This window comes from Hyphomicrobium sp. NDB2Meth4, from assembly GCF_900117445.1.
Classification (GTDB): domain Bacteria; phylum Pseudomonadota; class Alphaproteobacteria; order Rhizobiales; family Hyphomicrobiaceae; genus Hyphomicrobium_A.
The window spans coordinates 22,290-47,293 of sequence record NZ_FPEJ01000007.1; the positions used below are offsets into that span (position 1 = coordinate 22,290).

The following is a 25,004-nucleotide window of genomic DNA, read 5'->3' on the forward strand; positions in this document are numbered from 1 at the left end:
GATCGATCAGAAACGACTCCGCCGGCGCCGTTCACTAAGCTTACTCACCTTGTTCATGAACGCCTTATGACGTTTCCGTCGTTTAGCGCGAAGCTGTCCGCTCCTTAAAGTCCCAGTCAGAAGCCGCGTCGTTGCGGCGTCTGCGTAGCGTTTGAGTTGGGGGACAGTAATGAGTGGGTATGCGTACGCGCGCCGGGGGGCGCGTGTGGTGGCGTGCGTTCTGGCGCTGGGGGTGGCGGAAGCTGCCGCGCAGCAGGCGCCGACGGAACAATCTCCTGAGAATTCAAGTCAGTCGCCCACTCCGGCAATGGGAACGGAAGCCGTGACGCCTGCAGACCCGTCCTCGTCACCAAGTGCGCCTGCCGAGCCGGGGACGTCGACCTTGCCGGAGCTGGTCGTTGACGGAGAGACGAAGAAACCGGCGAAGGCAAAGGCCAAGGACAAAGCCGCCGTAACGACCGCGTCGGACAGCGCGCCGGTACAGTCGGAAGCGCCGCCTCCCGGCGTCACGTTGGGGACGGCGGCGAAGAGCGACACAGGCACCACGACCTTCGACGCCAACAACGTGCAGATGCGGACCGACGGCGGCGGTGACGCCAACACGTTCATGCGCAACCTGCCGAACGTTCAGTACCAGAACAGTAACGACTATAACCCTGGCGCGACTTCAACCAAAACCGTCGATACGAAACCGGCACTGCTGTCGATCAGCGGCGGCCGCACGTATGAGAACAACTTCATCCTCAACGGGGTATCAATCACCAACATTACCGGCCCCCAAAATAGCGATGGTGGTAATCTGGATGAGTATGGCCCGGCCGGCGGAAACACATCCGTCTTTGGCATGAGCCCGCAGAACATCTATGTGCCAGCGGAGTTCATCGGTACGGCTACTGTCGTCGACAGCAATGCCTCCGCGGAATACGGCCAGTTCCAAGGCGGCGTGGTCGTTTATGATCTTTTGGCCCCGCCGACCGACCGCTATCACGCTTCGGTCTCCGCCAGCCGTGATACCAGCGATTTCGCAAACTATATCCTGGCGACTCCGGATGGCACCAATCCTAGCAACCGGGCCGCTCCTTCCTATGAGAAGTCTACCCTTGCGGTTTCGGTGGGAGCTCCAATTACCAGCGACTTTGCATTCATTGCGCAGGCGAGCCGCAAGCAAGCCGAGTCCAGCATGCCAAAATACGTTCAGTACGGTAATGTCGACGCGGAAGACTATTCCGACAATATATTCTTTCGTTTCGCGGCTACGGCGCGAACGGATATCGGCAAGTTCACATTGGACACCTCGCGCACCGAGTACTTTCAGCATTGGGAATGGCCACAGGCCAGTGACATCTACATCGACATAAATACGAAGTCGCAGTCTACCAAGCTTGAGCACGAAACAAGCATTGCCGGGGTGAAAATCGAAACTATCGGCCTTGGGAACCTCAATCTGAAAAGCCGCGCATTTTACAACACCAGCGTTACCGAGAATAATTCATCGGGCAACGCGTTGCGGTTGAAGCGCGTACAACAAGGGGCATTTGATCCTGTTACAGGTACATGGCAGGAGACGTTTCATAGCAGCGATCCTATTGATGGGTGCCCCGGCGTTGGCCCCGCGACGTATACAGGCACGCAAACGATATTCGGCTGCTATTATGGAGGCTTCGGCAACTCGCTTCAGAGCCAAACTGATTTTGGTGCCCAATTAGCTCTATCAGGCGACATTCTGCTTGGAAGCTTCAAGGTGGGAACTGAGGTTAAGCAATACGATGGGCGCAACGCACAACTTGGCGATTTCACGCGCGCCACGTCGGTCAGGACTGGCTCGTTCACTTGCGCTGAAGGAGAGCCGGAGTACCTGTGCGATCCGAGCCAGTACATTAATAGCTATACCGTTTACACGGCGCGAGACATCTCCGCCACTGTCAACGCAACGCATACATTCGCGGAGCTCGACCAGACCTGGAATTGGTTCAATGTCCGCGCGGGCGTTCGCCACGACTACGATGACTATCTGAAGAATAATAATTTCGCGCCCCGACTGGTGGGCACCCTCACCCCGCTCGACGGGCTTAGCTTCACGGCCGGCTATAACCGCTATTATATCGGCGAGACCTTGTACTATGCCGTCCGGGATCAGATGCCGAGTGCTCAGTATTACGTACGCGATCCGATTTCCGGAACAACGCCGGGTGCATTCCAAGATACTCCGAGCCTGACTTATGGTGGCGAAACCTACAGGGTAACCGGCTTGAATACGCCTTATACGGACGAGTTCACCGGTTCTGTAGGCGTAGCCGATCCTCTATTTCACGGAAAGTGGCGCTTCAGGTATCTTGAGCGCTATGGCCGCGACCAGTTTGGAACTACCGAATGCGATTCTAGCTGCACTGGTTATATAGCGACCAACGACGGCGAAAGTTTCTATCAATCGGCGTCGGCGGAGTACACGAAAGAGTGGAGCGGGCTGCGCAATTCCTACAATCTCAATGCTGCTGCGATTACGGGCAATGTAACCTGGTCCAAGCAGCGCACATCCCAGGACAATTATCTCCTTTCGTCGGATGCAAATGGAGATGGTTACCAGGAATACGGGATGTTTTATAACGGAAACGAATATCGCTCCGAGCAGTTTACTACGGTCACCGGCAATTTGGACATTCCCGTCCGGTTTGGCGCCACGCTCTCCACTGTCTGGTTCAACGATCTCCTGGAGTTGAACTTCAGTGCCGGTGTCAATCTCGGCTTCCAAGGTGTCTACGACACAAACGAGTTAGTCTACACCGGCGACATCGTCGATGGGCACGAGGTCTCCGCGATATGTGACAATGGTTGCAGTTATTACAAGGATAGAAAGTATTCGGCGTCGCTCAAACTCGATGTGAACGGACAGATCAATGTCACCGAGCAGGCCGCGATTCAGTTCAGCATCAACAATATCACCAACAGCACCCAGCAGACGGTAACGGCGCAAGACGCTCCATGGGTGCTTGGCCGGAGTTATTGGCTCGGCTCGGCGCTGAGGTTCTGATGTCTGAATCCGGGACGCGACAATTGTTCCAGGCGTCCTGATTGCTTTGGCTCCCCGTGCCAAATGGCGAGCCCGTCCCAGGCGCTTCCTGGTCGGGCTCGCCAAAGTCATACGAGAGACGGAACAGGTCAGGATATTCCGGTGCAAGGACTACTAATGTGGGAGATCGTATGACACCCGATGATCCGCAGCATCCGGCAGGTCATGCTTCCCTGGCGTCGGGCGTGAAAAACGATCCCAGATCGCGCAAACTCGACCGCCTGTTTTTCCGTCGGATCTGGGATTTCTGCCGTCCTTATTGGACGCGCAAAGGCGGCAGCAGATCCTACGTCCTCCTGGCCCTGTTGATTGGCCTCGGCCTCGCCGCTACGGCAGCCGGCGGGATGACGACGCTGCTCTATAAAGAGATCAACAATGCGGTCGTCGCAAAGGATGCGGCGGGCTATTGGGGCCTGACGCTAAAATATATTGGGCTGGGTGGTGCTGTTCTCGCCGCAACGATTCTCGCCACTTACGTAGAAGGCTATCTCAAGACTGACTGGCGGCGCTGGATGACGGCGCGCCTCATGGACGAATATCTGGGGCATCGCACCTACTATGCGATTACGCTCGACGGCGACATCGACAATCCGGATCAGCGCATCCAGGAGGAGGTAAAGCCCGTCATCGACGCGTTCACGGGTATTCCAAGCAACATCTTGAATACCTCGATGAACGTCACTGTGCAGGTGGCGATTTTGGCGACCATTGCGATGCCGCTGCTTGTTGCCACTCTCGCTTACTGCACCGTCAATGCCTTCCTCACGTATTTCATCAACAAGCCGACCATCAAGCAGAACTGGGACTCGACCGTCGCGGAGGCCGACCTGCGCTTCGGTCTGCTCAGCGTGCGCACCAATGCCGAGACCATCGCCTTCTATCGCGGTGAGAACGGCGAGCGTGTGCATCTGACCCAAAGGCTTGCGCGCGCCATCGCTACGCAATGGGCATTGCTGCGCTATCAGGCGGTCGTATCCGTGGCGACAAGCTCGGTCGGTCTGGTGTGGCGCCTGTTGCCGGCACTTCTGGTCGTGCCGCTGTATTTCTCCGGGCAGATCGAATTTGGTGTCATCGCTGCCGCAACCAGTGCGGCGACGATGATCAATGTATCGGTCAGCAGCTTCATTGAATTCATCCCCATGATGATCAAGGCCGTTCCGCATGTGGTGCGCGTGGCGGAGATCCGCGAGAAGCACGCCACCATCGGCACCCACAGCCAGGCCCAGCATATCGGTCATCTCAGCCGCAAGGTGCGGGACGACGTGATCGGCTTTGACAGCTTCACGTTGAGCACGCCGGGCGGCGAGAGAATCCTCTTCTCCAACTTGAGCGTGGAAGTGCGCAAGGGGACCAGCCTGTTGATCAGCGGCCCGACCGGCACAGGCAAGAGTTCGGTGCTGCGCGCTATAGCGGGCCTATGGAACGTTGGGCACGGGACGGTTCATTCGCCCCCCGAGGACAGGACAGTATACCTCCCGCAACGCCCTTACATGGTGCTTGGGTCTTTACGGCAGCAGCTGCTCTATCCGGGTAATGCGCAGGTTGCGCCAAGCGATGAAGAGATCGTCCACGCTCTTCGCGAGGCATGCCTGGAAGAATTGGTGCAACGCCATCCGGACCTCTCCGCGGAAGCCGACTGGGGGCGCATCCTTTCCCTTGGCGAGCAACAGCGCATCGGCTTTGCGCGCGCTTACTTGAGCGGTGCCGAATTCATCTTTCTCGACGAGGCGACAAGCGCCGTCGACGTCAAGACGGAACGCCGGCTCTACGCGCAGCTCCTGTCGCGTCGCATAACCCTAATCAGCGTCGGCCACCGCGCTTCGTTGTACGGCTATCACGACTTTGTCCTCGACTTGCGGACCGACGGCACCGGCGAGGTCATGTCAATCGAACGTTACCTTGCACACACGTCGGACTCGCCGCCATCGCAGCGGTCCGCCGTCTAGACTTCAGTTTCAGCTCATCACCATCGAAAGCAAAGCAGATGACCGCAAGTGCAGTTTCTGACGCAACGTTCGAGAGCGAAGTTCTGCAATCTACCGAACCGGTGCTGGTCGATTTCTTTGCCGAGTGGTGCGGCCCCTGCAAAGCCATGGCGCCGGCGCTTGACCAGGTGGCCGCGGAGAGGAGGGCCCAGCTCAAGGTGGTGAAGCTCGACGTCGACCAGAACCCCGCCGTCAAGGAAAAGTACGCCATCCGCGGGATGCCGACGCTCATATTGTTCAGGGACGGCAAGCCGGTGGGGAAGCACATGGGTAGCTTGCCGGTGAAGGCGAAGCTCGAAGCGCAGATTGACGCCTTGCTCGCCGTCGCGTCGGCGACCGGGGCTGTGGAGCCCCGCGCCACCAAGTTCAAGCTCGCGAACGGCATGGACGTCGTCGTCATCCCCGATCACCGCGCGCCTGCCGTCACGCATATGATCTTCTACAGGGTTGGCAACGCCGACGCGCCGGCGAGTTTCTCCGGCGTCGCGACCCTACTCGAGCACTTGATGCTCAAGTTTTGCGAGGAAAGCGCCGTTGGCGAATTCGCGAAGGTCTACCCCACCCACGACGTCACCGCCTACCATCGTCGTATCGCCAAGGATCAGCTCAAGTCGCTGATGCAGATGGAAGCACGCCGCATGACCCAGCTGCGGCCCACCGACGACGAGGTTGCAGCAGAGCGACAAGTCGTTATCGAGGGCCACGCCCACGGCGGTCCGTCGGTGCTCCTCAGTAATGAGATGAAAGTCGCGCTCTATGGCGCGCACCCGTACGGCAACCCGCTGTACGGCCGGGCAAACGACCTCGCCAATCTGTCGGGCGCGGACGTGATGCGGTTCTACCAGCGCTACTACGCGCCCAACAACGCGGTTCTGGTCGTCGCCGGCGATGTCACGCCGGAGGGGGTGGCGCGACTGGCCGAAGAGACGTACGGCCAGATTCCGGCGGGCCTCGAAGTCGGTGAGCGTTCGCGACCGCCGCTGCCGCTCGACGTTGCTGTGCCCCGTATCACGGTGAAGGATGAGCGGGTCCGCAATCCTGAGTTCTGGCGCACCTACTGTGTGGCTAGCTACGTCACGGCAAAGCCCGGCGAGGCGCAGGCATTGGAGCTGCTGGCACAGATACTCAGGGATTCCAAGACCGGCCGGCCCCATAGGCAGCTTGCCGAAGGCAAGTTGGTGCCTAGGATCCGCTGTGATTACTCCGGCTCGGCGACCGATTCCGGCGCGATGTACATCGCAGTCCTGGGGGAAACCACCGGCGACCTTCAAGCGGTAGAGGATGGTGTCGATGCGGTGTTGGACGATATCCGCGCCAACGGCGTCAGCGAGCCCGAGCTGCAGCGCGCCAAGCAGGCGCTGACGCCCCCCAAAGACATCTATCGTGTCGACAATAATGAGGTGCTGGCGGAGCGTTACGGCACGGCGCTGGCTATCGGCCGCTCGCTCGAGGAACTCGAGGACTGGCCGGCCGCGCTCGCCAAGGTGACGACCGAGGATATTAAGCGCGTCGCCAACGTCTATCTCGATAGGCGCCGCTCGGTGACCGGTTGGCTGCTCCCCGAGGTCAACGACGTTGCGCGGGACGCGCAGCTTGAAAAGGCAGGCTGAGATGCTCGCTCCTACACCCCAGGGAGTTACTCCCGAACGCCGCGCGGTGCAGTTCAAGCTGGCGAACGGGATGGACGCCGTCGTCATTCCCGATCACCGTGCACCGGTGGTGACGCACATGGTCTGGTACCGCGTCGGCGCGGCGGACGGACCGAGCCACCGCTCGGGTCTGGCGCACTTTCTCGAGCACCTGATGTTCAAGTCGACGGAGAAGATCGCCGACGGAGCCTTCCCGAAGATCGTCATGGAATTGGGCGGACAGCTCAATGCCTTCACCAGTCAGGACGTGACCGTCTATCACGAGCGGATCGCGAAGGAGCATCTCGGCCAGATGATGGCGATGGAGGCGGACCGCATGGTCAATCTCCGGCTCACCGAAGAGGAAGTCGCAACCGAGCGCAACGTGATCATCGAGGAACGCGCCTCGCGCTACGACAACAGCCCCAACGCGCGGCTCAGCGAGCAGATGAACGCCGCGCTTTATCTGGCGCATCCCTACCGTCTTCCGGTGATCGGCTGGGCGCACGACATCGCACAGCTGTCGCGCGAGGACGCGCTTTCCTTCTACAAGCGCTACTACGCGCCGAACAACGCCATCCTCGTCGTTGCCGGCGACGTGACGCCGGATGAGGTTCGCGATCTTGCGGTGGCGAGCTACGGCAAGATACCGGCCAATCCGGCAGTTGCGAGCCGGGATCGCGCGAAGGAGCCGCCGCACGAGGTGGCGCGCCGCATCACGCTGCAGGACAAGCGCGTCGCCAACGCCACCTTCCAGCGCAGTTACCTGACGCCGAGCTATGCCACCGCCGAATCTGGCGCCGCATTGGCACTCAGTCTGTTGATGGTGATCGTCGGTGATGGCGCGACCGGACGCCTGTTCCGTCGCCTGGTAGTGGAGGACAAGGTCGCGGCCGGCGCGAGTGGCGGCTATTTCGGCGGTGGCTTCGATTCCGGCATCATCCAAATGCAGGCAGTGGCACTGCCGAATAGGGATCTCGGCGACGTCGAGGCAGCCGTCGATGCGGTACTCGACGAGGTGCGCGAGAATGGCGTGACCGAGCTTGAGCTCAATCGCGCCAAGCGCTCGCTCAGGGCGGCATACACCTTCGAAAGCGATGAGCAGGAAAAGCTCGCCGAGCGTTACGGCCGGGCACTGTCGGTAGGCCGCACCATCTCCGAGATCGAAGGATGGCCAGCGGCAATCAGCCAGGTGACGACGGACGACGTCAAGGCGGCCGCCCTGACGCATCTCGACATCCGACGCTCGGTGACCGGCCATCTGCTGCCGGAGATCACAAACGCGCGCAGCGCTCAGCCCAGGCAGGTTTCGGCACCATGAAGATAGAAACGATAAAGAGCCCCGGGGGGATCGACGCCTGGCTGGTCGAGGAACATGCCGTGCCGATGCTGGCGCTGCGCTTCGCCTTCGACGGCGGCAGCATGCAGGACCCGGTCGGCAAGGAAGGCACGGCCAACTTCCTGGCGCAGATGCTGCTTGAAGGCGCCGGCGAGCTGACCGCCACCGCGTTCCAGGACCGGGTCAAAGATCTAGCCCTGCGCATCGGGTTCCGCTCCGGAAGGGATGCGCTCTTCGGCAATATCGAAGTGCTGACCGAGAGCCGCGCGGAGGCAGCGTCGCTGTTGCGCCTCGCGCTCATGGAGCCGCGCTTTGATGCAGACGCCGTCGCACGTACGCGGCAGCGCCTCAAGGTCGGCATCGCGCGGGCGGCACGAGAGCCCGATAAGGTGGCAGCGGCCGAATGGGACGCTGTAGCCTTCGCCGGTCACCCTTATGCGCGGCCGATCGTGGGGACGCTCGCAAGCGTCGATGCCGTCATGGCCGACGACATGGAGTTCTATCGCCGCCGCGCCTTCTGCAAGCGCACGCTCAAGGTTACGGCCGTCGGCGACGTCACTGCGGAGGAGTTGGGGCAGCTGCTCGACGAGGTGTTCGGTGACTTACCTGACGACACCCAGCTGCCGGTTCCTGGCGCAGTGGGCGTGCTGCCGGCAGGACGCCGCTCGATCATCGAGATGGATGTGCCGCAGTCGGTGGCCGTGTTCGGAATGACCGCGCTTGCGCGCAAGGACCCCGACTACATGGCGTCGGTGGTGCTCAACTTCATCGGCGGCGGGGGCTCTTTTTCAAGCCGCCTCATGGAGGAAGTGCGCGTCAAGCGCGGCCTCACCTACGGGGTGTCGACGTCAATCGTGCCGATGCGCTGCGCCTCGATCCTCAAAGGCTCGGTAGCGACGCGCAATCACCTGATCGGCACTTCGCTGGAGGTGATCGGCGCCGAGTTCGCGAAGATGGCCGCGGGCGACATCGGAGAGGATGAGGTCGCCAAGGCGAAGAGCGCGATCATCGGCTCCTATCCTCTCGCCTTCGACGCCAGCGCCAAGATCGCGAACCAGTTGCTGGGACTGCGTCTCGATGGCTTCGGGCCTGAGTACGTGGCGAACCGCAACGCGATGGTCGCGGCAGTCACGCTCGCCGACGTTAAGCGTGTCGCAGCCGAGTTGCTGCGGCCGGAGAACCTTATCGTCACAGTCGTCGGTAAGCCGTCGCTGGGTGCGGAGCACGTCGCTCCGCAAGCATCGGCGTCGGCGGCGTGATGATTATTCGTAGGTGCGCAAGCGTGAAGACAAGAAGGATGCCATGAGCCAGACGACCCATATCTGCCATCCTCGATTGCTGTTGGTTGCAGCGCTATTGCTTGCCGGCTGTAGCGTTGCGCACGCGCAGGAAGCGGCGGCGCCGGCCGCTCCGGTGCAGCAAGCTGGCCCGGCTCCGACGGTCACGGTTCCCAGTGCCGCCGCTCCTGCGGCGATGGCCCCGAGCGTTACGCCGGCAGCACCCACGGCCCCTGCGGCGACGAGCCCGGCTCAGGCGGCAGCGCCAACGACGCCAACGTCATCTAGCCCCGCGGCGCAAGTTACTTCTCCCAACATCCCGTCGACTGCGCCACCCGCGGGTGAAGCGCATATGCCGAGCTTCGCGGCGTCTCCCGCAGCGGGTAACGCAGCGCCGGCGACGGACCCTGTACTGGCACCTGTCGTTCCGCCAGTCGCGTCGGCGACGCCGGTTGCGTCGGCGGCGCCCGCGCACAACCCGAACAAGCCGCACGACCTGTCCCCGTGGGGAATGTTCCTGCAGGCGGACATCGTCGTCAAAGGGGTGATGCTCGGCCTGCTGTCGGCCTCACTCGTCTGCTGGACGGTGTGGCTGGCCAAGACCATCGAACTCTCCGTCGCCAAGCGGCGGCTGCGCCATCAGCTGAAGAAGCTCGCCGCCGCCAACTCGCTGCTCGAGGCGGTGAACCTCATCTCCTCCACCCGCGGCGCCGTGCCGGCGATGCTGCAGGCCGCGCTCGCCGAGACGCGTGCCTCCTGGGACATCGCCGATCGGCACGCCATCAAGGAGCGCATTTCTGCGCGCCTCGACCGCGTCGATCTCGCCGCCGGCCGCGACATCAACCGCGGCACCGGCATTCTCGCCACCATCGGCTCGACGTCGCCGTTCATCGGCCTGTTCGGCACCGTGTGGGGCATCATGAACTCGTTCATCGGCATCTCGGAGGCGCAGACGACCAACCTCGCCATCGTCGCTCCCGGCATCGCCGAGGCGCTGCTGGCGACGGCGTTCGGCCTCGTCGCGGCGATCCCCGCGGTGATCATCTACAATCACTTCTCGCGCTCGATCGGCGGCTACAAGGCCCTTGTCGGCGATGCCTCGGTGCTGGTGCTGGGGCTAGCCTCGCGCGACTTCGATCGCGGCGTGCGCCCTGAGCTGAGAGCTGCGGAGTAAGCGTCATGGCCGGCAAGCTCTCAGACAGCGAAGAGGCAACCGAGAACCACGAGATCAACGTCACGCCGTTCATCGACGTGATGCTGGTGCTGCTCATCATCTTCATGGTGGTGGCGCCGCTGTCGACGGTGGACGTGCCGGTCGAGCTGCCCGTGTCGCAGGCCGCACCGGCGAAGAAGCCGGACAAGCCGCTGTTCGTCACCTTGAAGGCCGATCTGTCGCTCGCGGTCGGCAACGACATGGTGCTGTGGACTTCTCTCGGCTCCGCGCTCGATGCGCAGACGCAAAGCGACCGCAACAAGCGATTGTTCCTGCGTGCCGACAAGACGGTGCCGTACGGCGAGCTGATCCGGCTGATGGATACGCTCAGAGCTGCCGGATATCTCAAAGTGGCGCTCGTCGGCCTCGAAGGTCCGCCTGCGTCAGGGGGGGCTGCACCATCTCCTGCTACAGCAGCTCCACAACCTGTGATCCCTTCACCCTCTCTCCCTTCACCCTAGCCTGGAGCGTCATCCCATGATTGCGCATCTGGAGTTGCTTGAAGTGTCGGCGGCGCGGATGCGCCGCTGGGTCCTCGCCGGTGTCGTGATGGTGTCGATGCACGCGGCGGCGGGCGCGTTGGCGCTCGCCGACTGGACGGAGGAGGACGATACAGTTGAGGAGACGGCGGGCTCCTTCATGCTCGAGCTGGCGCCGGTCGCCATGGCGCCGCCGACCGAGAAGGTGAACCTCGCCATCGGGCCGGCGCAGGAGGAGACGCCGGCATCGACCTCGGTCGCGCCGATGCAGGAGGCGAAGGAAAAGTCCGACGTCGAGACGCCGAACGTGGCGGAGTCACCGCTCGCTCCGACGCCCGAGGTGGTGGTGGAGAAGAAACAGGAGCACGTCGACAAGCCCGAGGAGAAAGTCGAGCAGGAAGACCCGCGTCCCAAGCAGGAGGCGGTGCTGCAGGCAACGTCAGCCCCACAGGAGGCAAAGGCGCCGCCGCCTGTCGAGGCCCCGCCAGCGGAGAAGGCTGTCGCACCCAAGCAGGGCGTCTCATCGAAGCCGTCTCAATCGCAGATCACCTGGGAGAAGGCGGTCGCACTGCACCTCAACAAGCATAAGCGCTATCCGTCAGAGGCGCGCGACAATAAGGAAGAAGGCGTCGCCGTGGTGTGGTTCTCGATCGACCGCTCCGGCAAGGTGATCACCGGCCGGCTGCAGAAGAGCTGCGGGCACACCATGCTCGACAAGGAAGCGGTGGAAGTCCTTTCGCGCGCGAGCCCCTTCCCGCGCCCACCCTCCGACCTCGCCAATCTCGAGTTCGCCTTCTCCCTCCCCATCCGCTTCCAAATCAAGAAGTGATGGGGAGCGCCCGGTAGTGCCGACGCAACAAGCTCACCGACGTGAGGTGCCCCCAACTGCGATCTGCCGCCCAAGGCGACGCCGACTGGCGCCGTCGGTGCGGCCGATCACGGTCTTTGGTTACGGCGCGGGGCCCGATGATGACGTCCCTGATGGCATCCTCAGCGGCGCGAGCCAGTTCGCGGCAATGCGATTTGGGGCCGATGTATCCACCTAGAACGGTCGATGTGCACGGTTGTTGCCGAGCACCATCAGGAATCCATCCGACCCGATGGCCAGTCGATCAGAGCAACCTCGCAGGGCGCTTCATCGCCGCGATCCACGAGATATCTTCTGTCGCGATAGACTTTACCTATTGCATCCAGCACATCACACAACGCGTCGGCGCGCTCGCGCTCGTAGGCAACACCATTGGCTGTAAGCATCAACGGATTGGCGTGCGGCCGCCCAACCGTCTGCACGATAATGACATGGCGATCAGCGTATCGGCTCATCTTCTCAAGAGCAGCAGTGATCTCGCGCACCCGATAGAGTGCGTTGGCGACGAACACTACATCAGCACGAGATGGTGCACTGTCTTCCCACTTTTGCGCAACGAGCCTCGGAACATTCGCTGTCGGCCAATGACGCAGAAGCGTCTGCCGCATGGCAGCTGACGGCTCGATGCCGGTAATGGACCCGACATGCGGTGCTAGCCGGCGCGTAAATGCGCCGGTTCCCGGGCCGATCTCAAGCAAACGATCGTTCGCCTGCAGCATGGCAATGACGTCGACGACCACCTCATTCGCGAGTCGGGCAAGCGGACTGCGCACGTCGTATTCAGGCGCGTAGCTCTGCCAGAACGCTTCCTCCTCGACGTCGCTATGCTGCCTGGGATTGCTAAGCGTCGACTGTTCGAAGGCCGCGCGCCAGAATTCCGCTGGGCTGATGCCAAGATGCAGGTACGGCTTCATCGATCGATCTTCGCTCGTGCTGCTATTGGGTGGATATTCGTTACGCGCGCTCCGACGTCTCCTATTGCGGCCGTCGCTGCAAGTGTTGCTTCACTGCGTCACTTCTAATCATTCACGATCTCCTGCGCTCGACCGCGTTGACTATGAGCCCACGTCAACTATCCAATCACGCTGCTCAGATACTGCAGCCAACGCGGCTGCAGGTAGGGAATGTGGTGAGCGAACGCGAAGCCACAGCTGCCCCCGCAACTGTAAGCGGCGAGCTTCTCTGCGAAATACCACTGGCGAGCCAAGTTTTGCCGGGAAGGTGCAGAGAAGCGTTTAAGCCGCAAGCCAGGAAACCTGTCTGAGCATGGTCGCTCTTCAACTGTGCGGGTGGCGCAGTCGATGCGGCAGCGTAGCAGCGACCGAATGTAGGTTTGGAGAACACTCGGTACGCTCACGCAAGGTTACTTCTGACTTCAGTAGGTTTGTGATCGCCGCCTCTTGCGCGGCTTGAGCGCCATTGGGTGTTCCGAGCGCGTGTTCGGAGCAGTGTTGCGTGCGCCGTTTTGGTACGGCGCGCGCACGTCTCGCCTTTTCGCGGACGCAACCCGAATTCCCCTCTTCCAGCCTGCGAAGTGGTGCTCGCTGGCCCATGCGCCATCAGCGCCACCACTGACCGAGCACTTGATCGGATGCGCGTAGCGCATTCGGCAAGGGCCCGAAAAACGTCGTGCTGTGTGCGTTTGGAGTATCTTGTATGCGTCTATTTAGAGTTCCCAATCTGCCCGTCGTAATCTCGGCGGCCAGCCTTCTCTCCACCCCCGCTTGCGCTCAGGTGCTCGCTGTCTCGAGCACCGAGGAAACGATCGTCCTGCCCGGCATAAATGTCGAAGCAGACGAGATCGCGAAGCAGAAGCAGGCTCCGACAAAGAAAAAGCAACCAGCTGCACGCGCAAACCCGCAGCAACAGAGCGGCCCCTCTGCTTCCGCCGTCTCATCGGACACTTACGTCGTTACCCCCGGCGGGCGCCCGGAAGCGAGGGGCAAAGTGGCAGGCACCGTGCAGGTCATCGATCGCGCGATTATCGAGCGATCGAATTCGCAATCGATCACCGAGGTGCTGCGCGAAAACGCCGTCGGGTTCTTCAGTGAGTGGACCCCGGGGCAGACATCCATCAACATTCGCGGCGCAGCGACGGATGGACAGGGCAAGGACTTCCGCAGCCAGGTCCTCGTGCTCATCAACGGCCATCGTGCGGGCACGGCCAATCTCTCCAAACTGTCGCTCGGCGATGTCGACCGCATCGAAATCGTGCGTGGTCCAGCTTCGGTCGTCTACGGAAGCCAGAACCTCGGCGGTGTCATCAACATCATCATGAAGACCGGGCGCTCGGCTCCCGGGACGCTGGTTGAGGGCAGCGCCGGCTCGTGGGGCCTTCGCCAAGGGAAGGTGCAGCAGGGCGGTGTCGAAAACGGCGTCGACTACTACGTCGGCGCGTCGGCAGGTGCCCGCGACGATTATCATAGCGGAGAAGGCGGAACGACGATGAAAAACACGAGCTGGGAGCGCCGCGGTGCTACCGGATCGCTCGGCTTTCAGATCAACGACAATCATCGCCTCGAATTCAACGTGCGTACTGACGGCATCTATGATGCTGGCTTCCGCGGCTCGGCCGCGAACTACTACGCCAAGGACGATCGCACCAACAAATCCGTCGATGCCAGCTATTACGGCCGCACGTCGAACGGCTTGTTCCAGTGGTTTGCCCAGGGCTATGTCGTCGAGGATGTCGACAACTTCAAATGGGCATCCCCCAACAGCGCCGGCACATCCCTAGACCACAACCGCCGCGAGCTCGATATTGCAGGCATACGCGTACAGCCTCGCGTTCGGCCCTGGGAGGGACATGAGCTGCTCCTCGGCTGGGATTGGGAGGAAAGCACGCTGCGTTCCGATCGCTATCGCATCGGCCTCAACGGGGCGAGCATATCCCAGGTGCCTCCGCAGGATAACAACCAGACCGACCGCGTGAGCGGGTTGTACTTCGAGGACTCGCAGACCTTCTTCGACGACATGCTCGGCCTGCGCGGCGGCTTGCGCTACACGAAAGGCACGACCACATTCGATTGGACACCAAATTACGCCAACCAGAACAACACGTCACAGGACTATGAGGCTGTAACCTACTCTCTCGGTGGCACGCTTCTGATCACGAAAGGCATTGTGCTGCGCGCGGGAACGTCCACAGGCTTTCGCGCGCCGACGGCAACAGAGCTTGCCGCCGAGACGACAAATCTCAACGGCACGCGCACGTTCGGAAACCCTGACTTGTCTCCGGAAACCAACGAACAGGTTGAAGTTGGCGCCAACGTCTCCGGCTGGCTCGGCACTATGGACGTAGCTGTCTTCCAGAACGTCATCCACGATCGCATCACGACCAAGACGCGCGCAGGCGTTTCTCCACAAACTTCCGACTACATCAACAACCCGGGCGATATAGAGGTGAAGGGCGTCGAAGTCGGTTTCGACATGAACATGCTGCGGCTTATCAAGACACCGCTGCATGCGAAGACTTGGCGTTGGAACCTGTTCTCTAATGGCTACTATAATTTCGACATGGTCGATAAAGGCGCATCGGCATCGGCCAATACGGATAATCCTCAGCGCATTTACGAATACGAGCTTTCGATCGGCACTCGGTTTGCCCAGTCGGGGCCGACAATCCGGGATTGGTCGTTCCAAGTTGTCGGCCTGCTGCGCGGGCCCATGTGGTATGACACGGAAGAAGCTCTCATTACTAGCGCAGAGCCGTCATCCAGCTACATCCACCGCAAAGATCCGTTCTGGGTCTGGAATACTCGTGGTGACATCGAGCTGACGGAGGGCGTCAAGCTGTTCGCAGCCGTCAATAACATCCTCAACGTCAACGAGCACCCGATCTTCATCGCACTCGATGAACAGCCATGCATCGCGAAGCTCTCCTCGCAGAACGGCGGTTGCGGCACGTCGATGGCGGGACGGGAATTCGTAGCCGGTCTGCAATGGCGCTGGTAATGTCACGGGTGGCCGCTGCTTTGGTGGCGGCCACCACGCTGTTCTCGGCGACACCGCGCGCGGACACCATCGTGATCGACGCGCTTGGCCGGCGCGTCGATATCCCCGCCGAGCCGCAACGGATCGTGACCGTTTTCTCGTCGAATACCGAGCTCATCGCCGCGCTCGGCCTCGCCGACAGGATCGTCGGCATCGACTCCATGACGCGCTATCCACCTGAGATAGTAAGCAAGCCGCACGTCGGCGGGCGCCTCGGGTTCTCTGTCGATTCCATCGTTGATCAGCAGCCCGATCTTGTAATCGTTACGCCTGCGCGACAGGCAGCAAATCAGCTTATCGAGCCGATGCGTCGTCTCGGTATTCCCGTCATCGTGCTCACCGCCCGCAACATGAGCGAGGTCATGGGAAACCTGCGCCTCGTCGGGCGCGCGACGGGCCAGCAAATGCGCGCTGAGATCGTCGCGAGGGCTTTGGAACGTCGGATGACCGAAGCTGCGCGGCTGAGTGTCGGACGTATCCGGCCGCGCGTGGTGATGATCACGGGGCGCATCGGCAACGGCCTGTTCCTTGTTGCGCGCCCCAATACATATACTGGCGATGCTATGCGGATTGCAGGCGCCGAGTTCGCCTTGCCGACGCTCACCGTTCTATCTCAGGTTTCACCCGAGGCCATTCTTGCTTCGGCACCCGATGTCCTTCTGTACGCTGGAGCGCAATCGGAGCTGGACGACCTCAAGGCTCGTGCAGGTTGGCGCGACCTCACTGCAGTGAAGCGCGGTCACGCTTGGACCGTCTCTCGCGCCGAGTGGCTCATCCCTGGACCGCGCACGGTCAATGGCATCGAGCACCTAGCGAACAAGTTACACATCAGGGACGGCTTCTAATTATGCGGATTTGGCTCAGCTTGCTGGCGTTCGTTCTGTGCAGCGTGTTAGTCGGCGTCTGCGCCGGTCATACTTGGGCGTCGCCCGCATCGGTTGCACGCGCGCTGTCAGGCGACTCCTCGCTCCACAGTATGTTGCTATTGCAGTGGCGCTTCCCGCGCGTCGTTGCCGCCGCACTCGTGGGCGCACTGCTCGGCGTTGCCGGCACGGTGTTCCAAGGCGTGTTCCGCAATCCGTTGGCGGAACCCTATCTGTTAGGTTCGGCTGGCGGTGCCGCCCTTGGTGCCACCATCGCATTGTTGGTGCCGATCGGCGTGCCGCAAGCTTGGCTGCTTCCCGCGCTCGCATTCCTCGGAGCCTGGGGCGCCACGCTGCTCGTCGTGGGCGTATCACGCGCAGCAGGCGGCCTCGATATCCCTACTCTGCTCCTGTCCGGCGTCGCGGTGGCCGCAGTTCTCGCGGCGCTTCGTTCCTTCCTCATGCTGGCGCTCTCAGATGAGACCGTCAGCCTTCAGGTCGTGTTGAGCTGGGTACTCGGGGGGATGCAAACGCCGAGCTGGAATGGCGTCGGCCTGCTGCTAGTCGTCGCTGTGCTGGCTATATTCGCGTGCTTCAGACTTGCGCCGGGATTGGACAAACTGGGTCTTGGCGAGCAGATGGCGGCAGCATACGGCCTCCGCGTCACCCGCTTCGTGGTTCTCGCTGTTCTTGTCGGATCGGCAGCCGTGGCGGCATCCGTCACCGTTGGCGGATTGATCGGCTTCGTCGGCCTTGCCGCGCCGCACATTGCGCGGTGGAGCGTCGGACCGATGCATCGCTTGGTAGTACCGGCCTCGGCGGCCATCGGCTCAGGCGTCGTTACTCTCGCCGATGCAATCGCACGCTCCGCCCTGCCGCCTGCGGAAATTCCTTTGGGGCTCATAACGGCTTTGGCAGGTGGACCCTTTTTCTTGCTCGTCCTGGCGCGGAGCCGCAGATGGTGACCTTGGCTGCCGAGCACATTTCCGTCGTGCGCGCTGGACGCAAGCTGCTCGACGATGTCTGCGTCGCATTCGCCTCGCCGGGAGCTACGGCCATCATCGGCCCCAATGGCGCCGGCAAATCGACGCTCCTTAAGACGCTCGCCGGGCTACTCGCGCCCACTTCCGGCTCCGTCATTGTCGACGGACGCACGCTCGACACCATCCAGGCGGCCCATCGCGCCGCGATGATCGGATACATGCCCCAGCAGTTTGAGCCGCACTGGGACATCCAGCTGCGCGACCTCGTTCGGATTTCATGCGAACGTGCCGTCGGATCGCAAGGTCGACGCACCCCAGATGACATCCTTGCCGCGCATCGCATTGAAGCGCTGGCAGAGCAGCGCTGGTCAACGCTTTCGGGCGGCGAGCGCGCACGTGCGCTGCTGTCGATGGTGCTCGCCGTCGATCCACCGATACTCCTTGCCGACGAACCTGCGGCTAGCCTTGATCCCGGCTACCGGCTGGAACTGCTGCAGAAGATCGCGGAGCGCGGCAAAGCTGGGATCTGCGTCACCGTAATGCATGACATAGATTTGGCGTTTCGCTTCTTCGACCAGATTGTCATGCTGGACGCGGGGAGAGTGGTGGCGAGCGGGCATGCCCGGGACGTATACGAGCGCACAGTGCTGGATGACGCTTTCGGTGTGAATTTCGTTCGCTCCCGGAAGGGAGAGCTTCGGCTCATCAATCCGGGCTTCCTGCGCGGGGAAGGGCCATGTCGTCGGTAACCACAAGAAACCCCGGCGTCTTCGCCGAACGGAGCACCGTCATAAGTCCGGCCGCTCTGTTGCGCGATTCATTTTTTTGGACATGCCAAGATCGAGATCGTTTCCGATCGCGTCCGCTTAGAACGGAACTGGGGCGACTAGCTCTGCCTGGGAAAGCGGATCGAGAGTCCATCAATATCCGATGACACTTTGATCTGGCAGGCGAGGCGCGACGTGCGGTTCACGTCGAAACCCTGGTCGAGCATGTCCTCCTCGTCTTCGGACGGCGGCCCGACGCGCACAAAGTCCTTCTCAGCAATGATGACATGACACGTTGCGCAGGCGAGAGAGCCGCCGCAAGCCGCCTTCAGCGGCAGTCCCGCAGCGCGCAGAGCCTCCATCACCGTCAGTCCCGGCTTCGCCTCTACCGTATGCGAGATGCCATCTGCATCGAGGACGGTCAGCGAAATCACGTTTGGCTCTCCATTTGGCTCAGATCAGGTCTCGACGGACGACGGCGTTCGCACCAGCTTCATCAGCCCGGTGTAGACCTTGCACGCCTCCCGATTGAGCTGCGGCAAGTGCACGTCCACGTCATTCTTCAGGCGCCCGGCGGCACCTACCCCAAGTGTCGCCTCCAATGACGCCGCGTAGGTCGGGATGGCCGCCCACTCTGCCACCGTGTCGGCCGTCGCCTCGATATGAAACTGCAATCCGTACGCGTGCGCGCCCCAGCGAAACGCCTGTACGCGGCAGGCCTCTGAGCTTGCCAGAACAGTGGCGCCTTCAGGCAGGCTGGCCACCTCGGCACCGTGCCATTGCAGGACTGTCGTGGGTTCCTCGAATCCAGCCAGCAGCGGGTCACGAAGACCTTCGTCCGTGCGCGATACGCTCATCAAACCGACCTCGGCGGACGCCGCAGGCGCCACGCGCCCCCCGATGCTCTCCGCCAGCAGTTGATGGCCCAGGCAGATGCCGAGGTAAGGCCGCTTCAGTTCGACGACGAACCGGCGTATCGCAGCCTTCTCTTCACGCAGCCAAGGATGCTCGCTCTCCTGCCAGACGTCCTGCGGTCCCCCCATGACGAGCATGAGATCGAACGCGCCAACGTCCGGGATGGCTTCGCCGGCGTCCAGTTCGACCGTCGTCCAGGCGATGCCGTCGGCACGGAGAAAATCGCGAAATATCCCGGGATGCTCTACGGCCAGGTGCTGAAGTACGAGGATGTTCATCGGTCTCTCTACTGGGCAGGTTGAAGCTGCGGCGGGCCGCGATCTGTCGAATGTTGGAAGTGGAATGGGCGGTCCGGAAAGATGCGCTCGTAAACGGTGCGTGCCGCTGTAACGGCTTCTGCAAATCCAGTCACGATCAACTTTTGCTTGCTGGGGTAGAGGGAGATGTCGCCGACTGCAAATACCGATCTCTCGCTGGTCTCCATCGTTGCCGGATCGACCAGGATCTGCTCTTCCGATAAACCGACGCCGAAATCGCGCAGCGGCCCAAGGTCCGAGGCAATGCCGTAGAAGGCGAGGAGATGCTCCGCTTCCAGCCACTCACGCTGGCCGTCGATGTGACCAATCTCGATCGCCTCTAGCTTTCCCGCCTCGGCTTGGAGCGCGGCAAGCTGGTAGGGAACCTTGAGCGCAATGAGACCGCGCCGGGTCAGTTCGTCGAGCTTCTGCAAAGACGCTGGCGCACAGCGAAACCTCTCGCGCCTATGAACGAGAGTGATGCTCTGTGCATGCTCCGACAGCGCAATCGCCCAATCGACGGCGCTGTCGCCGCCCCCGGCGATTACGATCCGCTTTCCCGTGAACGCCGCCGTATCCTTCACCCAATAATGGACGCTCGTCCCTTCGAGCCGCTCGATGCCGGCCAGCGGCGGCCGGTTCGGTCCGAATGCTCCGCCACCGGCAGCTATGATCACCGCCCGCGCAGCGATTGTAGAGCCGCTCGACATTTCAACCGACAGGATGTCGCCCGCGCGCGTCAGCTTCACGGCTTGCTGGCCAAGATGAAACGTTGGCGCAAACGGTGCGGCCTGCGCCATCAGGCGTGCGATGAGTTCACCAGCAGCAATCGCAGGAAAGCCGGGGATGTCGTAGATCGGCTTCTCGGGATAGAGCGCGGTGCATTGTCCACCCACATCGCTCAACGCCTCGATCACATGGCAGCGCATACCCAGATGCCCGCAGGCGAAGATGGCGGACAGTCCGATCGGGCCCGCGCCGATGATGACGACATCGGTTTGCGCATGGCGGCTCATAGCGCGACGAGCTCCGCCGTCACGCCGTGCACCGCCGAGCTATCGGCGATATCCGTCCTCAGGCCGGGATTGAGAACGTTGACGTTTGCCGCATCGCCGGACGTGCGTGGCCATCTTCCTTTGTAAACAAGAGCCACTCCGTCCGGCACGTTCGCCGACACGGCAGCCTTCAGCCGTAGCGCGCCCGTCTCGTTCTTGAGCAGAACGGCATCTCCGTCCTTGATCCCGCGGGAGGCCAGTTCGCGCGCGTTGACCAACACCTGCGGCTCGCCCAGCCGTTGAAGGATCCGCTGCTCGTTACCGTAGCTCGAATTCATCAGCCATGCAGAGGCCGGCGAAAGCACCCGCAAGTGTCCCGCGGCGGGAGCCGCATCGATATGCGGAACCGGGGCTTCGGGGTGGCCTTCTGCCGCGAGCCGGCTGCTCCGCACCTCGATCTTGCCCGACGGCGTCGCAAATTTCAGCCCTTCGAACTGAACACGAGGCGTCGCATTGAGACTGACGGTGCCGAGCACCTTGAGATCCTCGAAGCTGCCTTTGAAATCCGTCTGCGCAAGCAGCTTCTGGAGCATGCTCTCATCGCTCTCGTAGAGCGCAGGTTCCTCGAACCCCATGGCCGTCGCCAGCTTCCTGAAGATTTCCTGGTTCGGCAGGGATTGGCCGAACGGTGCGCAGGCCTGCGCCTGGGCGGAGATCGTGTCGTGGAAGTAGGGCAGCACGAGATCGTCGAATTCGAGAAAACTCGATGCGGGCAGCACGTAATCCGCAAACGCCGCCGTATCGGTCATGAACAAGTCGCTCACGACTGTGAAGAGGTCTTCGCGCGCGAGCGCCGCCCGCAGTTTTGACTGCGACGGACTGGAAGCGAGGATGTTGTTGTTCCACGTAAACAGCGCGGTCGAGCGCTCCCGGTCATGCAGCGCATCGGCCAGATCAATGTGGCTGATGGACGAGCCGCTATCACGGCGCAGCTCGGGCGCCATCAGGAACGTGATGTCGACGCCGCGCGTCTCGGGCCCGTTCATGTAACAGAACCCGTGGCCCGGCTGGCCGAGATAGCCCGTCGCGATGCTCAGCAGCGTGGCCGAACGAAACGCATTGCCGCCACATGGCTGCCGCTGCATACCCTGGCCGAGCCACAGGAGCGCCGGGCCACAAGCGAACTGACGTCCCGCGGCAGTTATTAGATCGGCGGGCACGCCGGTGAGGGCTTCTGTCACCTGCGGCGAGGCCGCATCGACCGCCGCCTCGACCGCATCAAACCCCTCGACATGCCGACCGACGAAACTCCGATCGATCAAGCCGGAATGCTTGATGACGTGCAGCAGCCCGAAGGCCAGCGCTGCGTCCGAGCCGGGATGCAACTGTAGATGCATATCCGCGGCGCGCGCCGTATCGTTCGCAATCGGGTCGATGACGATCACGCGCGCATTGGACGAGCGCACCCACTGCTCATGCATGTGCGGAGCGCTATGCGATGGATTGGCCCCCCAGATCAGCAGCGTCTTCGCATTGGGGAGCTGATCGGGATCGAACCCTGTAAGCGAAGTTCCGAACATGTCGGCAAGAACCACGTGCCCGGCCTTATTGCATACCGTGTCCGGGTCAACCTCGGTGGCGCCGAGGCGATTGAAGAAGCGCACGGGAAACCATCCCGCCAGCATCGATACCGTGCCGGTGTAATGGGTATGAAGAATGGTGTGCGGACCGCGCGCTGTAAGGATGGCTTTGAACCGCGCAGCGATATCCGCGATAGCCTCCTCCCAGGAAACCGCCTCGAACGCACCCGACCCCTTCGCACCGCTTCTACGCAGCGGCGTCGTCAGGCGCTGCTCAGGATCGATGTACGCTCCGTTGTAGGCAAGCGCGCACTTCCCACACAGTGCCCCACGGCTGACGTGGTGGATGCGATCGCCGATCACCTTCCGCACGACACCGTCGTTGACGAGAACGGTTATGCCGCACGCGTCATAGCAGTCGCGAGGACACGTCGTTCTTATCTGGGCCTTGGTCATTCGCAACGCGCTCCAAAGGGCGGGTGGGCAAGTGTCTTGTGTAACGCTAAAGTGGTGGGTGAGACATGCCACTATACGGCGATGGAACAGACCACTTCGGATGCGCAAGAAAGCTGCAAATGTCCTGCTCTCCCTGCTCGAGCAGGATCAGACTCAAAGAGTCCCCCTGTCACTCCGGCTGCAGAACGCGGTCCGGCGGCTGATCGTCGATGGTCATTTGGCGGAAGGTGAGCGCTTACCCTCGACGCGCACTATGGCAACCGATCTCGGTTTGGCGCGCGATACGATCGAGGCCGCCTATCAGCATCTCGAGATGGAGGGCTTTCTCGAGCGGCACATGGGAAGCGGCACTTTCGTGACCGCTTCGGAGCACCGGTTCATCGGCAACCGCAAGGGCACAGGGCAGCGGAGCGTTGCCGGTTCTGCACCGCGGCTCAACGAACTTTCGCGGCGCGGGCAGGCGATAGCGCGCTCTGGAGGCGTTCCGGACCATGCATCGCCAAAGCCTTTCGTTGTGCTGCCGGACGTGCAGTCGTTCCCATTAGAAGCGTGGCTGAAGCTCAACGCCAAGGTCATACGTAGCGTCAAACGCGAAACGCTGCTCTATGCCGATCCCATGGGCTATCCGCCATTGCGCGAGGAGATCGCCAGATATCTCAGCGCACACCGTGGCGTGGAGTGCTCGGCCGATCAGATCCTCGTGCTCAACAGCTCCCAACAGGCGCTGGGGCTGATAGCGAGCTTGCTGATGGAGCCCGGCGAACGCGTCGGCCTCGAGGAGCCCGGCTTTCACGGTGCAAGGCAGGTATTTTGCGCTGCTGCACTTAGGCTGGAAAGCATCCCGGTCGACGAGGAGGGCATATCGAGCGATCGCCTGGAAAAGCTCGGCAGCGATATTCGCGCCGTATACGTCACACCGTCGCACCAGTACCCGCTCGGCGCGACGCTGTCGCTGCAGCGTCGGCTGGCCTTGGTGCGATGGGCCGAGCGCACCCGGGGCTGGATCATCGAGGACGACTACGACAGTGAGTTCCGTTACGACGGAAGGCCGATCGCTGCCATCCAGAGCCTCGCACCTAGCGGGCGCGTGCTCTATGTCGGAACCTTCAGCAAGGTCCTCTTCCCCGGATTGCGCCTCGCCTATCTCGTCTTGCCGCCCGCGCTCGTGCCGGCGTTCGTGTCGGCGCGCACGCTTATTGACGGGCACACTGCCATCATCAGCCAAGCCGTGTTGACCGAGTTCATGCGCGAAGGTCATTTCGCAACGCACATCCGGCGCATGCGCCAGATCTACCATGCACGCCGCGATGCCTTCGCCGAGGCATTCGAAAAACACCTGTCGCCGTTCGCGTCGATGATTTTTCCATCCGGCGGACTCCACCTGACGGCACTGCTCAGCGACGAGATCAACGAAGCGTCATCGGTTTCGGCAGCGGCGCGCCACGCGATCGAGCTGCCGACCCTGCGGCGGCTCTATGCCGAATCCAAAGGGCGTCAAGGGTGGCTGATGGGGTTCGCGGCACTGCCGCCCGGAGAAGCCGAAAAGGCCATGCGCAAGCTCGCCAAGGCATTGCAGGGTTGACCGCCTTCACCGGTTAGACGTCTGCGAGGAGGGCCGTATGCCGTGCACGTTCTACGGATCCTGGCGTTGCTTGCGGCTAGCTTCGCTCGTCGTCGGCGTCGCGCACGACGCCAAAATCTTGCGAGCGCGTCGGTCGGTTGGAATCGCTGCGAACGGCGGCCTCGAGCCCAAGTCGGAGGAGGTGACGGATTGCCGCTGCGCGGCTCGGCATACGCTGAGTAAACCGCCAGTCGTCAAGGGCGGCGAGTTCCTCGCCACTCAGCATGATCTGTAGCCTCGTTTCTCGCGTCAAGCCGTTCATCGGAACCTCCTTTCGGCTCGAGTGAGTAACGAACTACTTTGGCTGCAAGTTAGTTCCTTACCGGCTCTCCGGACATGTCACATTATACCAACACAGGGACTTTCGCGGATTGAGGCCGATGACCAGGCGCGTATGCTTATCTATTGGAGTATGCAAAATGCGCGCGCGCAAAGAGTTCTACGAACCCGAAGAGCTGGACACCCTTACGAAATCGTTTACCGACGCCTGCAAGGCGCTCGAACTCACGAAGCCTGAACACGAGGAGCCGCGGCTGGAGCTCGCTGATATCGTATTGCAGCTCACTGAACTGGCCCAGCTGGGGCCAGGACAGATCAAGGCAACAGCAGCCCGCTTATATCGGGATCGCACGCGAAATACCGCGGTGACTTAAGCGTGTCCGGCTATGCCAGTGAACTG

20 protein-coding genes and 1 riboswitch are annotated in these 25,004 nt (G+C 61.9%); of the genes, 14 read left to right on the forward strand and 6 right to left on the reverse strand.

All coding sequences use genetic code 11. The features are described from left to right. The first annotated feature begins 169 nt into the window (after nucleotides 1-169). The 8 genes from NDB2M4_RS12530 (at nucleotide 170) to NDB2M4_RS12565 (ending at nucleotide 11,817) form a co-directional block, all read left to right on the forward strand. Nucleotides 170-3,028: a RodZ family helix-turn-helix domain-containing protein gene (locus tag NDB2M4_RS12530; RefSeq protein ID WP_139247250.1), complete on the forward strand. Its 2,859-nt coding sequence runs from the start codon at nucleotides 170-172 to the stop codon at nucleotides 3,026-3,028. A gap of 170 nt (nucleotides 3,029-3,198) precedes the next feature. After that, nucleotides 3,199-5,013 (forward strand): ABC transporter ATP-binding protein/permease, encoded by a 1,815-nt coding sequence (locus NDB2M4_RS12535; RefSeq protein WP_072375608.1) that lies wholly within the window; start codon nucleotides 3,199-3,201, stop codon nucleotides 5,011-5,013. A 38-nt stretch (nucleotides 5,014-5,051) separates the two neighbouring features. Then, entirely contained in the window at nucleotides 5,052-6,662 is a 1,611-nt protein-coding gene (gene trxA, locus NDB2M4_RS12540) for a thioredoxin (RefSeq protein WP_072375610.1), read from the forward strand. 1 nt (nucleotide 6,663) lies between these two features. Then, nucleotides 6,664-8,001, forward strand: coding sequence for a M16 family metallopeptidase (locus NDB2M4_RS12545; RefSeq protein WP_072375612.1), 1,338 nt, complete (start codon nucleotides 6,664-6,666; stop codon nucleotides 7,999-8,001). After that, the gene (locus NDB2M4_RS12550) at nucleotides 7,998-9,278 is read left to right on the forward strand and encodes a M16 family metallopeptidase (protein WP_072375614.1); all 1,281 of its coding nucleotides are present in this window, start codon (nucleotides 7,998-8,000) and stop codon (nucleotides 9,276-9,278) included. The genes NDB2M4_RS12545 and NDB2M4_RS12550 overlap by 4 nt, the downstream gene beginning before the upstream one ends. Nucleotides 9,279-9,291: 13 nt before the next feature. Next, complete coding sequence (gene exbB, locus NDB2M4_RS12555) at nucleotides 9,292-10,470, forward strand: tonB-system energizer ExbB (RefSeq protein WP_139247251.1); 1,179 nt, start codon at nucleotides 9,292-9,294, stop codon at nucleotides 10,468-10,470. Between the two features lie 5 nt (nucleotides 10,471-10,475). Next, complete coding sequence (exbD, locus tag NDB2M4_RS12560) at nucleotides 10,476-10,970, forward strand: TonB system transport protein ExbD (RefSeq protein WP_072375616.1); 495 nt, start codon at nucleotides 10,476-10,478, stop codon at nucleotides 10,968-10,970. 16 nt (nucleotides 10,971-10,986) lie between these two features. Next, complete coding sequence (locus NDB2M4_RS12565) at nucleotides 10,987-11,817, forward strand: energy transducer TonB (RefSeq protein ID WP_072375618.1); 831 nt, start codon at nucleotides 10,987-10,989, stop codon at nucleotides 11,815-11,817. A gap of 251 nt (nucleotides 11,818-12,068) precedes the next feature. Here NDB2M4_RS12565 and NDB2M4_RS12570 read toward each other — a convergent pair whose 3' ends face one another. Continuing rightward, nucleotides 12,069-12,770 carry a class I SAM-dependent methyltransferase gene (locus NDB2M4_RS12570; RefSeq protein WP_072375620.1) on the reverse strand — a complete coding sequence of 234 codons (702 nt, stop codon included), beginning with the start codon at nucleotides 12,768-12,770 and terminating at the stop codon, nucleotides 12,069-12,071. 160 nt (nucleotides 12,771-12,930) lie between these two features. Beyond that, nucleotides 12,931-13,135: riboswitch (cobalamin riboswitch) on the forward strand. A gap of 377 nt (nucleotides 13,136-13,512) precedes the next feature. Between NDB2M4_RS12570 and NDB2M4_RS12575 the strand changes: the two genes are divergently transcribed. The 4 genes from NDB2M4_RS12575 to NDB2M4_RS12590 are packed head-to-tail and all read left to right on the forward strand — an operon-like array spanning nucleotide 13,513 to nucleotide 18,444. After that, nucleotides 13,513-15,810, forward strand: a complete 2,298-nt coding sequence (locus NDB2M4_RS12575; protein ID WP_083556287.1) for a TonB-dependent receptor — start codon at nucleotides 13,513-13,515, stop codon at nucleotides 15,808-15,810. Next, nucleotides 15,810-16,694, forward strand: coding sequence for an ABC transporter substrate-binding protein (locus NDB2M4_RS12580; RefSeq protein ID WP_072375622.1), 885 nt, complete (start codon nucleotides 15,810-15,812; stop codon nucleotides 16,692-16,694). Before NDB2M4_RS12575 ends, NDB2M4_RS12580 begins: the two co-directional genes overlap by 1 nt. Before the next feature lie 2 nt (nucleotides 16,695-16,696). Continuing rightward, the gene (locus NDB2M4_RS12585) at nucleotides 16,697-17,677 is read left to right on the forward strand and encodes a FecCD family ABC transporter permease (RefSeq protein ID WP_072375624.1); all 981 of its coding nucleotides are present in this window, start codon (nucleotides 16,697-16,699) and stop codon (nucleotides 17,675-17,677) included. Beyond that, a complete protein-coding gene (locus NDB2M4_RS12590) occupies nucleotides 17,671-18,444 on the forward strand; it encodes an ABC transporter ATP-binding protein (protein WP_072375626.1) in 774 nt (257 codons plus the stop codon). The genes NDB2M4_RS12585 and NDB2M4_RS12590 overlap by 7 nt, the downstream gene beginning before the upstream one ends. 137 nt (nucleotides 18,445-18,581) lie before the next feature. Here NDB2M4_RS12590 and NDB2M4_RS12595 read toward each other — a convergent pair whose 3' ends face one another. Genes NDB2M4_RS12595 through NDB2M4_RS12610 form a run of 4 tightly spaced genes read right to left on the reverse strand, consistent with a single transcriptional unit; the run spans nucleotide 18,582 to nucleotide 22,704 of the window. Beyond that, nucleotides 18,582-18,896 carry a 2Fe-2S iron-sulfur cluster-binding protein gene (locus NDB2M4_RS12595; protein WP_072375628.1) on the reverse strand — a complete coding sequence of 105 codons (315 nt, stop codon included), beginning with the start codon at nucleotides 18,894-18,896 and terminating at the stop codon, nucleotides 18,582-18,584. 24 nt (nucleotides 18,897-18,920) lie between these two features. Beyond that, on the reverse strand, nucleotides 18,921-19,655 hold the full coding sequence (locus NDB2M4_RS12600; RefSeq protein ID WP_072375630.1) for a type 1 glutamine amidotransferase: 735 nt from the start codon (nucleotides 19,653-19,655) through the stop codon (nucleotides 18,921-18,923). 8 nt (nucleotides 19,656-19,663) lie between these two features. Then, the gene (locus NDB2M4_RS12605; RefSeq protein ID WP_072375632.1) at nucleotides 19,664-20,689 is read right to left on the reverse strand and encodes an NAD(P)/FAD-dependent oxidoreductase; all 1,026 of its coding nucleotides are present in this window, start codon (nucleotides 20,687-20,689) and stop codon (nucleotides 19,664-19,666) included. Beyond that, a complete protein-coding gene (locus tag NDB2M4_RS12610; RefSeq protein ID WP_072375634.1) occupies nucleotides 20,686-22,704 on the reverse strand; it encodes a molybdopterin-containing oxidoreductase family protein in 2,019 nt (672 codons plus the stop codon). The genes NDB2M4_RS12605 and NDB2M4_RS12610 overlap by 4 nt, the downstream gene beginning before the upstream one ends. Before the next feature lie 100 nt (nucleotides 22,705-22,804). Between NDB2M4_RS12610 and NDB2M4_RS12615 the strand changes: the two genes are divergently transcribed. After that, nucleotides 22,805-24,286: a MocR-like pyridoxine biosynthesis transcription factor PdxR gene (locus NDB2M4_RS12615; RefSeq protein WP_072375636.1), complete on the forward strand. Its 1,482-nt coding sequence runs from the start codon at nucleotides 22,805-22,807 to the stop codon at nucleotides 24,284-24,286. Nucleotides 24,287-24,362: 76 nt separating this feature from the next. Here the strand turns inward: NDB2M4_RS12615 and NDB2M4_RS12620 are convergent, their stop codons facing one another. Beyond that, on the reverse strand, nucleotides 24,363-24,587 hold the full coding sequence (locus NDB2M4_RS12620; protein ID WP_072375638.1) for a hypothetical protein: 225 nt from the start codon (nucleotides 24,585-24,587) through the stop codon (nucleotides 24,363-24,365). A gap of 157 nt (nucleotides 24,588-24,744) precedes the next feature. Here NDB2M4_RS12620 and NDB2M4_RS12625 point away from each other — a divergent pair, with 157 nt between their 5' ends. Continuing rightward, nucleotides 24,745-24,978, forward strand: coding sequence for a hypothetical protein (locus NDB2M4_RS12625; RefSeq protein WP_072375640.1), 234 nt, complete (start codon nucleotides 24,745-24,747; stop codon nucleotides 24,976-24,978). Nucleotides 24,979-25,004 lie beyond the last annotated feature (26 nt).

Bases quoted from the DNA above. Each gene is read 5' to 3' on its own strand.
- NDB2M4_RS12565 (WP_072375618.1), top strand. From the start codon at position 10,987: ATGATTGCGCATCTGGAGTTGCTTGAAGTGTCGGCGGCGCGGATGCGC.
- NDB2M4_RS12590 (WP_072375626.1), top strand. From the start codon at position 17,671: ATGGTGACCTTGGCTGCCGAGCACATTTCCGTCGTGCGCGCTGGACGC.
- NDB2M4_RS12625 (WP_072375640.1), top strand. From the start codon at position 24,745: ATGCGCGCGCGCAAAGAGTTCTACGAACCCGAAGAGCTGGACACCCTT.
- NDB2M4_RS12585 (WP_072375624.1), top strand. From the start codon at position 16,697: ATGCGGATTTGGCTCAGCTTGCTGGCGTTCGTTCTGTGCAGCGTGTTA.
- NDB2M4_RS12620 (WP_072375638.1), bottom strand. From the start codon at position 24,587: ATGAACGGCTTGACGCGAGAAACGAGGCTACAGATCATGCTGAGTGGC.
- NDB2M4_RS12580 (WP_072375622.1), top strand. From the start codon at position 15,810: ATGTCACGGGTGGCCGCTGCTTTGGTGGCGGCCACCACGCTGTTCTCG.
- NDB2M4_RS12535 (WP_072375608.1), top strand. From the start codon at position 3,199: ATGACACCCGATGATCCGCAGCATCCGGCAGGTCATGCTTCCCTGGCG.
- exbD (WP_072375616.1), top strand. From the start codon at position 10,476: ATGGCCGGCAAGCTCTCAGACAGCGAAGAGGCAACCGAGAACCACGAG.
- NDB2M4_RS12550 (WP_072375614.1), top strand. From the start codon at position 7,998: ATGAAGATAGAAACGATAAAGAGCCCCGGGGGGATCGACGCCTGGCTG.
- NDB2M4_RS12600 (WP_072375630.1), bottom strand. From the start codon at position 19,655: ATGAACATCCTCGTACTTCAGCACCTGGCCGTAGAGCATCCCGGGATA.
- NDB2M4_RS12605 (WP_072375632.1), bottom strand. From the start codon at position 20,689: ATGAGCCGCCATGCGCAAACCGATGTCGTCATCATCGGCGCGGGCCCG.
- NDB2M4_RS12615 (WP_072375636.1), top strand. From the start codon at position 22,805: ATGCGCAAGAAAGCTGCAAATGTCCTGCTCTCCCTGCTCGAGCAGGAT.
- NDB2M4_RS12530 (WP_139247250.1), top strand. From the start codon at position 170: ATGAGTGGGTATGCGTACGCGCGCCGGGGGGCGCGTGTGGTGGCGTGC.
- NDB2M4_RS12575 (WP_083556287.1), top strand. From the start codon at position 13,513: ATGCGTCTATTTAGAGTTCCCAATCTGCCCGTCGTAATCTCGGCGGCC.
- NDB2M4_RS12610 (WP_072375634.1), bottom strand. From the start codon at position 22,704: ATGACCAAGGCCCAGATAAGAACGACGTGTCCTCGCGACTGCTATGAC.
- NDB2M4_RS12545 (WP_072375612.1), top strand. From the start codon at position 6,664: ATGCTCGCTCCTACACCCCAGGGAGTTACTCCCGAACGCCGCGCGGTG.
- trxA (WP_072375610.1), top strand. From the start codon at position 5,052: ATGACCGCAAGTGCAGTTTCTGACGCAACGTTCGAGAGCGAAGTTCTG.
- NDB2M4_RS12570 (WP_072375620.1), bottom strand. From the start codon at position 12,770: ATGAAGCCGTACCTGCATCTTGGCATCAGCCCAGCGGAATTCTGGCGC.